The sequence below is a fragment of the Providencia sp. PROV119 genome, assembly GCF_028482435.1.
GTDB lineage: Bacteria > Pseudomonadota > Gammaproteobacteria > Enterobacterales > Enterobacteriaceae > Providencia > Providencia stuartii.
On record NZ_JAMPQL010000042.1, the window covers coordinates 1 to 8,542 of the forward strand.

Consider the following 8,542-nt stretch of genomic DNA (forward strand, 5'->3'; position numbering starts at 1 on the left):
CCCTCTCTTTAATCATAGATAAAAGTAACACCAATCACTGATTGTACTTTCCCTGCCGTCACCTGCCCTGTAGTACGTGCATATCGTGCACTCAAACCTAAACTCACCGCAGATGTTCCCACAGCCCCCAACTGCACGTTTTGGTTAGTTGGGATGGCGTTTCCATTACGCACTAATTGGATCCCGACGCCTTTTGCCGCATTAGTTCCCGAAAAAGTGTTCGCAAATATGGAAGAGCTGGTATCCGTCGAACCTGTCAGGTAATAAGAAATATTTTGATTTCGTGCACAATAAATAGAAAGTGGTACTGGTGCAGTCGCAGGATATTCAGGCAGATTAACGATCACATTACGCGAAGAAACATCACAACCACCAATAGGTACTACTACATTATTGTTGGCATATAAATTCCACGTAAAGGTCGCCGTCTCCACATTACCGCCACCAACAAGAGCAGAGCCAACTTGGTACATCACCAATGTCGCAAAACGAGTGCCTTTATTGATAACCACTCCCCCCGCCGCTGAAATAGGGGTCAAATATAGCTGAGTGTTCCAAGGTGTATAATTCCCTGAAGGGAAATTCTGTTGATGAGTCGGTGACACCAACGGAAACGGATAGCTTGACGTATAATAGCGTAATGAACCATTAAAGTTCGACAATACCCCACCATAGGCGGAGCCTCGTCTCATACTCACCAAGTCCCTACGAGTTAAAGGACTATCGTTGCGACAAAAAATAGATCGTGACAAATCCACCACTAAGTTTTGTCCTGCTTGCACACTCGGTTGAAGGTTAACATAAACGTTCGCAGTCGCTGTCCCCGAAAGACTATCCAATACATTCCCCGTTGAGTCATAACAAGTAAATGCATACACAGAAGAGATACTAGCTAAATAAATAATCAGATTAGCGAAAAGTAATTTAATCATTTTTTTTACATTCATGGTTTAACTCACTGATAAGTGTAAGTGACATCAATCACTGCCTGAATAGTTCCCTGTGTCGCACCACCTTTGACTGTTAATGCTCTGACTCTTAATGGAAAACTCGTCGACATGGTAGAATCATTGACCTGTAATTTTTGCTGCGCACCGTTATTCAAATTTGTTCCTGCACTATTTTGCAATTGCAACTGAATGTTGCCTGCCGTACCTTGGTTTTTATAATAGCCGGTGGTATCGGCGATCCCTTGAAAGGTTGCCGTCACTGCTGATGTACCAACCGGGCAATTCTCTAAATTCAATGAAATTGAATGCCATTCAGAGGCTGAGCCAGCAGAAATTAAATTGAGGGTATATAGATCACCCAATTCAACATTGGCGGTAGTGGTTGCTACAGTACAAGGCTTTGCCACCACACTACCATTCACGGTGACTGTGGCATCCGCCGCATAGCTTGAGGTTATCTGGCTTGATAACACCCCCAATAGTAGTGCAGTGATCCTCTTCCAATAATTATCAATCATGGCATCCCCTGTTTACTGAAATTCAAGCGTGAAAGTTGCTGTCGCTCGTACATGACCTGCAACAATAGGTAAATTAGAAGCCATCAATCGCGCATAAAATTGCAAGGTATTACTTCGCCCAGCAACCAATGGTGTCCATGCAATTTGATTACTATTGGCATTGAGTACCAATGGCGTTCTACTGCCATCTAAAATTTGTATCCCTGCTCCTGAAGCATTAGAAGTTCCTGGTTCTAACGCCAATAACGACGTATTGTTTGCATCTGCGATGCCCACAAATCCTACCTTGACGGCTAATACTGACGCCCCACAAGGGGTAAGCTCAATTTGGAATGGTACAAGTGGTGTCACTTCACCGATGGCATATAGTTGTCTAACGGCATTATTTAGCAGATCAACGACTTGATTCTGAGAACCCGGTGCGACTGCACAAGTGTTGTCTTTGACATTGCCTTTAATAGTGATCGTGCTATCCGCTGCATAAGCACTTGCAGAAAACATGATCGACGTCAGCAAGGTTGCAGAAAAAATCTTCAATTTATCAAACACTTTTTGCTCCTTAGAGGCACTCTACACGATGCTTACTGAGTATTTCCTGCCGGCTTTGCTCAGGCAGTGTGTAGTTGACTTGGCATTGTGCATCTGGGCTATCTCCCCAGCGAGCAACCAATTGCCCTGCCAGTGGCAACCCTGTTAGATAAACCAGCCCATCATCGGCAACAATACTGCCACCATTACTGCCTTTTGAGGTTACCACTGCACCAAATGGCACAGGTTTGCCCTGTCTCATGAGTGTCATTAGTACTTTCACACCTACTTTAGGATGGAAATCCGCACGCACTACTGCACCTCGAGTCGGTACAACACTCACGACGGGATCTTCAAGATCAACATTATTAGCTAATGTATTGGTATTAAGAGCGACTCGGTTTTCACGGTAATCAGAGGCATAGGGCAAAACGGCATAACCACGCCAATCCGTTGTAACACCGGTTTGGTTTTCAACTTTGACATTCCCAGCACCCGGCGCTTTAATTAAAACCACCGTATCATTCATTGGCTGGCTTAACGTGACCCCATTAGCATGCGCTAAAATCCCTCCACTTAAACCGTAATACATCTGGCTTAAGTCATTGGTATAGCTATAGCCCACGTTGGCATTACCATAAGTACCGCGATAGTTGAGTGAGGTATAGCCTGTTGCAGAAGAGTTTCCTTCCCCACCCCCGGCATAACCTGTTTGCACGCTATAACTTAAATTATTGTCATCCAATAATGTTCCATAGATACCAGCCGTATTGGTGACTCGGCCTTTCAGATCATGTGAAGCGTTATAGCTGGCACTTGCATTACGCCAGATAGATTGGCTATCCGAACGCAGCCAATGACTGAATGGAATATTCACATTCAAGGCCAACATTTGGTCGTTGGCATCCTGCCACGAGTTTTTCGATAGGCTGTAACTTAAGCCCCAATTGATCCCTTCGATTAACGTATTGATACCAACCTGTAATTGCTTATCTGATTTATTAGTATTCCAATATGTTTCGTGACTACCCGTCACATATAACGTCGATTGTTCACCCAATTGTTGAGTCAAACTTAATTGGATTTTTTCGCGTTTGTTATAGGCTAAGTTGTAGTAGTCGGTGAATTTCGGCGTAACCTGTATAACACCATCTTGTGTTGCAAGGTTATAGCCATCCATTCGTTTATAGGTGGTATCCGTGAATGAGTAATAACCCTTAGTTGAATAACGATAACCAGCTAACTGAATAATTGTTCCCGTTTCATTCAGTGACTTGTTATATAAGAAGCGAATAGATTGTCCTTGATGATTACTATCATCAGGTAGCTTGGCATTAGCTTGTGTAATATCGACGGATAATGCCCCAAACACACCAATATTTTTACCAATACCAGCGTTGAAAGATTGGTAGCGATTTGCAAGTTGCGTTCCACCATATAGCGTCCAACCATATGACAAACCACGCATTATGGTACCTTGTACAAAGGTCGGCTTTTCTTGTTGCCCATTTCCTGAACGGTAGTCACCTACTGTAACCGCATATTTAGTATGCCCTTCACGCTGTAGCAAAGGCACCGAAGAATAAGGCACCGTGAAGCTTTGTATTGAACCATCCGCCTCTGTAATGGTAACTTGGAGATCACCACTGTTCCCTGCCGCATATAAATCATTAATAACAAAAGGCCCTGGCGGAAAAGTATTCCGGTAAATTTCATAGCCATTTTGTTTAATTGAAACGTCAGCAGTGCCTCGTGCAATACCACGGATCACAGGCGCAAAACCCTTTTCGCTTTCCGGTAGCATATTATCGTCGGAAGCTAATTGAATACCACGGAAGTTAAAACTGTCGAAAATATCACCAAGTGTGTAACTATCACCTACCGTTAAGCGTGAGCGGAATTCATTGATACCGCGCTCTAAATAAGTATTGATATGCTCCCAACGCGTTTCACTGTTAGTCTTACCGCTACTGTGACTCCATGTGGAGTTATCGCGCAAGCGCCATGGCCCAAGGTTTAATCCACTCTGTAAATTCAGGTAGGTATAGCTGCTATGAGTACCATTTTGGTTACGTGCACGACTTCCCGTGAGGCTATAATTTAAAAGACCTGCAGTAATACCAGAGTCCCAATACTCAGTAGGAATAAAGTCTCGCGCTCTATCCCTCATATACACTTGAGGCACAGTGATATATAAACGTTGTAAGCCAACATCAAATTTTGATGTTGAATCAGCAATCAATGTATTTAAAGGCTGACAAGTGTCCTCAGAGATTGTCTCGACATTTGGAATGGCCAATGTCTTCACACCCATTTTAGCTAACTCACCAAGCGTTAAACATGGCGACAATTCTTTGCTACTCTTATCGATAGTAAAATGAACATCTCGAATCGATAAATATCCATCATTGAGATACACATCAACACGATAAGTGCCTTCAGGTACTTCTTGACCTTGTTCAAAAGCAGACAGGTCAGCAACAGCAGAAGGATCATCAGACAAAAAGCGTGGGTTAAAGTATAATTCTGCCTCAGCCCAAGTAGGGTATAGGCAGACACCAATAAAGAGTGCCAATGGAATTAAGGGAAAATGGCGCTCGGATAGATTGCCAAAAAACGTTTTCTTCTCCAAAATTAATGGCTCTTTTCCAGATGCCAGATATGACATGTTCCCTCCGACCCGATCTGCTAAATCGCTCAGTAAGTTATTTAATTCAAAGTGATAGTTAGCTATTTTTTATAAGTAAGAAACCCGCTTTTACAGAGTACGCCCCGTCATTTTGGGGGTTAATGCGCCGTAATCATTGATGGTTTGGAAGGAAATCTCACCATTTGCATTAGCCGGTACGGCTACTGACGCGTCACCGAAAGGCGGTACTAGCACATTATCTAGCTTCACCGAGCCGATTTTTAGTTCAGCTACCGTGGCAAAATATGGTGTTGGATTAGTGACAAACAGTGTTCCGGCTTGCCGCTTAAAACGTAATTCTTCAGCCACTTTATCTGGCGCAATCGCCAAATCAGTAGGACGATAATAAAGTTTGATACGGCTGATAATCGCTAATTGCAGGGTATTTTCATTTTGCTTTGACTTATCCATAGCAGGTATCGCTTTGACATTTAACCAAAACAAGCTTTCTCTATCCTTAGGCAATTGATTATTGGTTGCATCAATAATTCGTAAGGTATTTTCTTTTTTACCTTGCATAGAAAACAGAGGAGGTGTGATAGCAAATTGATTATCTTTTTGACCGTTAGCATTTTCTACCCATGATTGGATAAGAAAAACGCCCTTTTCATCATTATTGGTGACAGCAAGTTGAACCTGTTTTTGCCCTGCAGGGTAAATAACCCGCGTAGCGCCCAAAGCAACTCCTGCGTATACCTGAGTTGATATACTTGAGCAGAGTAATATAAATAACGCAGTAATTAGTTTACGAGTTGTTCCTGTTCTCATGGTTACATCTGTCCTTCTTTTACTAAAAACATTAAAAATACGCGCAGACATTTTTTTGATCTTTTTATTCATTCATATGTGAGCGAAAACAGTGCTTGAGCATCCGCTTTTCCGCCTGTAATTTGGTCGCTAGTCGCACGATACTTCGCGACAAAATGTAAAGTCATATCACCGTTACTGACTCGCTCTATTTTTCGTGGTGAACTATTTATTGGGATCAACGTATCTTTTGAGTCAAAAATAGCCAGTCCCACACCTGTTGCCGTATTAGGTCCATTATCAATAGCAAAGATCGCTGGGTTTTTATCGTTAGCAATACCCGCAAAAGTGATTGAGACGTATTCACTAGCAACAGCACTACATTCTCGGAGATGAATATCAAAGATCACGGGGTCTGTATCTTGGCCTGATGCATTGAGCATATTGGTGCGCAACTGCCCCATATTCACGATCAAACTTCTATCTGAAGTTTCAACACTACAAGCTTCAGCAATCAGTTCCCCTTGAAAGCGCATTCCTCCGCCTGGAAGTTGGACTTGCCACTTATTTCCAGCTTCCATAAGCGGAGAAACCAAAAGTAGTAGAGCAAGTATCAGCCCTCTCATGAGCTTTCACCTTTTTAGTTTTGTTTATAAAAAGCCGTCCATGGCCTATTGGGTTTTTCACCCTTCATCCATCGCGCAATAATTACTCGTACTGAACCGCAAATGTTGCGTCAGCATTCGCAATACCTGCTGTTGTTGCACCAAGTGCATAGTAACGTGCTTGGAATGGCAGAACGTTATTACCATCATTCAAAGTGATAGCACTACTAAATGTTGCACCATCGAGCTCTAGAGGTACGCTTTTGGAGTCTAAAATTTGAATACCAACGTTAGTCGCAGAACCTGCTGCTGAACCCGCAACAGCTAGAACCGTTGGGTTAGCGGCATTTGCGGCTACGCCTCTAAACGCGACTTTTGCAGACGTTGCAACAGTGGTATCACAATCATTCAATTGAATGTTGAAACCAACTGGAGAGCTGGTGTCACCTGCTTGTGCTAACTTAGCAGTACGGAATTGGCCAAGACGTACAGTTTGTTCTACAGAGTTAGCATCAACAGCACATGCTGCGTTCACCAACTCACCTTTAAAGTGCACAGTACCGCCATTAACTGTTGTCGTTTCTGCAACAGCAGCAACTGAACTTAAAGATAGAGCCGAAACAATAACAAGTGCTAGTGATTTAACTTTCATAAAATTTCCTTATGTTTATTTATTGCAAAAACTTTGACAATAGAGGAGGGTTAGTACCATTTAAATAAAGACACAGTTAAAATGTTCGAATTTAATTAAATTACAAAACTGTAATTCAATTAAATTAAAATATCTGCTATGCCTTATTACTCTCTGCGTGTGTTTTTATATTTATCAGAATCAAAAAAACGCTTTATTTTTTCGAAAAACATTTCAACATCTGCCCCATCCATTTCAAGCGCATTAAAAAGCATAATTAATTTATCGAATGTTATATTATTAACCCCATTTTCATAACGGGATATTTGTTGCTGACTTACATTAATTTTTTTGGCTAATTCGCTGCCTGTTAATCCGGTTCTTCTACGATAAGACTTCAGCATTCTGCCAATATTATTAGATAACGAATCATATTTTCGCTCTCGCATTCTAAACCTCTCTAACTATTATTAGCGGATTTATTCTATGTATTGTTTATAAGAGAAACATTCGTCAACTCACATTAGGATATAGAATCATTTTTCGAGTTAAAAATTGTTTTTTTCGATCGAATTGTCTAATTTTGATAGTCGAAATCTATTGTATTTTTGTTTTCGATCGGTTTTTTCGATTAAAATAAGAGGGAATCAAAAGAAAAATCCCTTATTAATTAACAATATAAACAAAGTTAGATTTTAATTTAAAATAAAAAGAAATATTTAGGTGAATAATACGATAAATAAATTACATGTAATACATGTAATTTAGAAACAATAACTTACAATAAATAGCTAAAGTAGGCATATATTAAAAAAACAAAAAAATTGCTGAAGTAAAATTAAAAAACACGATCAACAAACAAAATAAAGAAAACAAGAATTTTATTTCAATAAGAATATCAAAAAACGTGACCAAAACATTATCCACTAAGAAAATTTAAAATACTAACCAATACAGAAATTCTATAAATCTAATAACTTTTTTCACGTTATTGAAAATAAAAACAGTTAAACATCCACCGTTAAGATAATTAGCCAAAAATTATTTACCCAACAGAATAGTGATTATTTACTCCTGTAATTTCAAACTCAATCTTAAAGCACAAAAAACAATCAGACACATAAGAAATACAAATGAATGGTTGAAAACTCAGTATTATTTACACATTATAATAGAATTTACTCGTATTAATTCGCCTTCTCCCTCTTCCGCAATAAAAATAAAAAACCAATATTGATCAAAAAAAGATTGATTATAATTGATAATAAACTTTAAAAATAAAATAGGAAACAAATTACTCTAAAAATGATAATGATTAATGTCAACTGAAGTATTATGGTAAGTTTTAGAAAGGATAATGTAGAGAGTTACTATAAACGCCAGTAATTCTCTATTTGACAGCTTATTTATAATTGGATCTTTTGCTACTTTCTCAGCGATTTCAACAGACAAGCCAATGTAAGCCCAAGGGGCCTAGGCCCCTTTGATTTCATCGCTGCTAAATGTCGCTGAGATAACCTCATTCTAAACTAGGTAGTATAAAAACCTTCACCGTCAACAGCGGTTTTGATCGATTTATCATAAAGCAATGAGAGTGCTTAACCTCACCTATCGCTTCACGTTTCGCGGGGATCATCTACTTGGCATTATCAAAATCAATTTCATCCCTGCGGGCAAAGCACAATTCACTAGAACGAATAAAGACTAACAAAGTTAGTGTGTAAGCTTTTTCGTCCGGTTTAGCTGCATGAACTTTTGTATCGGTTAATACCATATTCTTTGTTCTCTTCACCTCAGAGTGGGTATATACGAGATATCTCAGATGATTTCGCGTTGTCCACATCCCCTAAAATGAGACAGCTATGGTAATCCGG

The 8,542-nt window shown here is 40.0% G+C and carries 8 protein-coding genes; all 8 read right to left on the bottom strand.

Translation table 11 applies throughout. From position 1 onward, the window contains the following. Positions 1–8: 8 nt before the first annotated feature. The 8 genes from PSF11_RS20890 to PSF11_RS20925 all read right to left on the bottom strand — a co-directional run bounded on the left by PSF11_RS20890 (position 9) and on the right by PSF11_RS20925 (position 7,117). Positions 9–947, bottom strand: coding sequence for a fimbrial protein (locus tag PSF11_RS20890; protein WP_040132504.1), 939 nt, complete (start codon positions 945–947; stop codon positions 9–11). Positions 948–955: 8 nt separating this feature from the next. Then, the gene (locus tag PSF11_RS20895; protein WP_004917439.1) at positions 956–1,468 is read right to left on the bottom strand and encodes a fimbrial protein; all 513 of its coding nucleotides are present in this window, start codon (positions 1,466–1,468) and stop codon (positions 956–958) included. 12 nt (positions 1,469–1,480) lie between these two features. Further along, positions 1,481–1,969: a fimbrial protein gene (locus PSF11_RS20900; protein ID WP_004917440.1), complete on the bottom strand. Its 489-nt coding sequence runs from the start codon at positions 1,967–1,969 to the stop codon at positions 1,481–1,483. Between the two features lie 58 nt (positions 1,970–2,027). Beyond that, positions 2,028–4,664: a fimbrial biogenesis usher protein gene (locus PSF11_RS20905; RefSeq protein ID WP_072502719.1), complete on the bottom strand. Its 2,637-nt coding sequence runs from the start codon at positions 4,662–4,664 to the stop codon at positions 2,028–2,030. A gap of 90 nt (positions 4,665–4,754) precedes the next feature. Continuing rightward, entirely contained in the window at positions 4,755–5,453 is a 699-nt protein-coding gene (locus PSF11_RS20910; protein ID WP_061064802.1) for a fimbria/pilus periplasmic chaperone, read from the bottom strand. 68 nt (positions 5,454–5,521) lie between these two features. Further along, a complete protein-coding gene (locus PSF11_RS20915; protein ID WP_014657377.1) occupies positions 5,522–6,058 on the bottom strand; it encodes a fimbrial protein in 537 nt (178 codons plus the stop codon). An 82-nt stretch (positions 6,059–6,140) separates the two neighbouring features. After that, on the bottom strand, positions 6,141–6,689 hold the full coding sequence (fimA, locus tag PSF11_RS20920; protein ID WP_014657376.1) for a type 1 fimbrial major subunit FimA: 549 nt from the start codon (positions 6,687–6,689) through the stop codon (positions 6,141–6,143). Between the two features lie 146 nt (positions 6,690–6,835). Next, positions 6,836–7,117 carry a helix-turn-helix domain-containing protein gene (locus PSF11_RS20925; protein WP_072502718.1) on the bottom strand — a complete coding sequence of 94 codons (282 nt, stop codon included), beginning with the start codon at positions 7,115–7,117 and terminating at the stop codon, positions 6,836–6,838. Positions 7,118–8,542 lie beyond the last annotated feature (1,425 nt).

Excerpts from the sequence above, each read along its gene's own strand:
- PSF11_RS20890 (WP_040132504.1), bottom strand. The coding sequence starts at position 947 with ATGAATGTAAAAAAAATGATTAAATTACTTTTCGCTAATCTGATTATT.
- PSF11_RS20895 (WP_004917439.1), bottom strand. The coding sequence starts at position 1,468 with ATGATTGATAATTATTGGAAGAGGATCACTGCACTACTATTGGGGGTG.
- PSF11_RS20900 (WP_004917440.1), bottom strand. The coding sequence starts at position 1,969 with ATGTTTTCTGCAAGTGCTTATGCAGCGGATAGCACGATCACTATTAAA.
- PSF11_RS20905 (WP_072502719.1), bottom strand. The coding sequence starts at position 4,664 with ATGTCATATCTGGCATCTGGAAAAGAGCCATTAATTTTGGAGAAGAAA.
- PSF11_RS20910 (WP_061064802.1), bottom strand. The coding sequence starts at position 5,453 with ATGAGAACAGGAACAACTCGTAAACTAATTACTGCGTTATTTATATTA.
- PSF11_RS20915 (WP_014657377.1), bottom strand. The coding sequence starts at position 6,058 with ATGAGAGGGCTGATACTTGCTCTACTACTTTTGGTTTCTCCGCTTATG.
- fimA (WP_014657376.1), bottom strand. The coding sequence starts at position 6,689 with ATGAAAGTTAAATCACTAGCACTTGTTATTGTTTCGGCTCTATCTTTA.
- PSF11_RS20925 (WP_072502718.1), bottom strand. The coding sequence starts at position 7,117 with ATGCGAGAGCGAAAATATGATTCGTTATCTAATAATATTGGCAGAATG.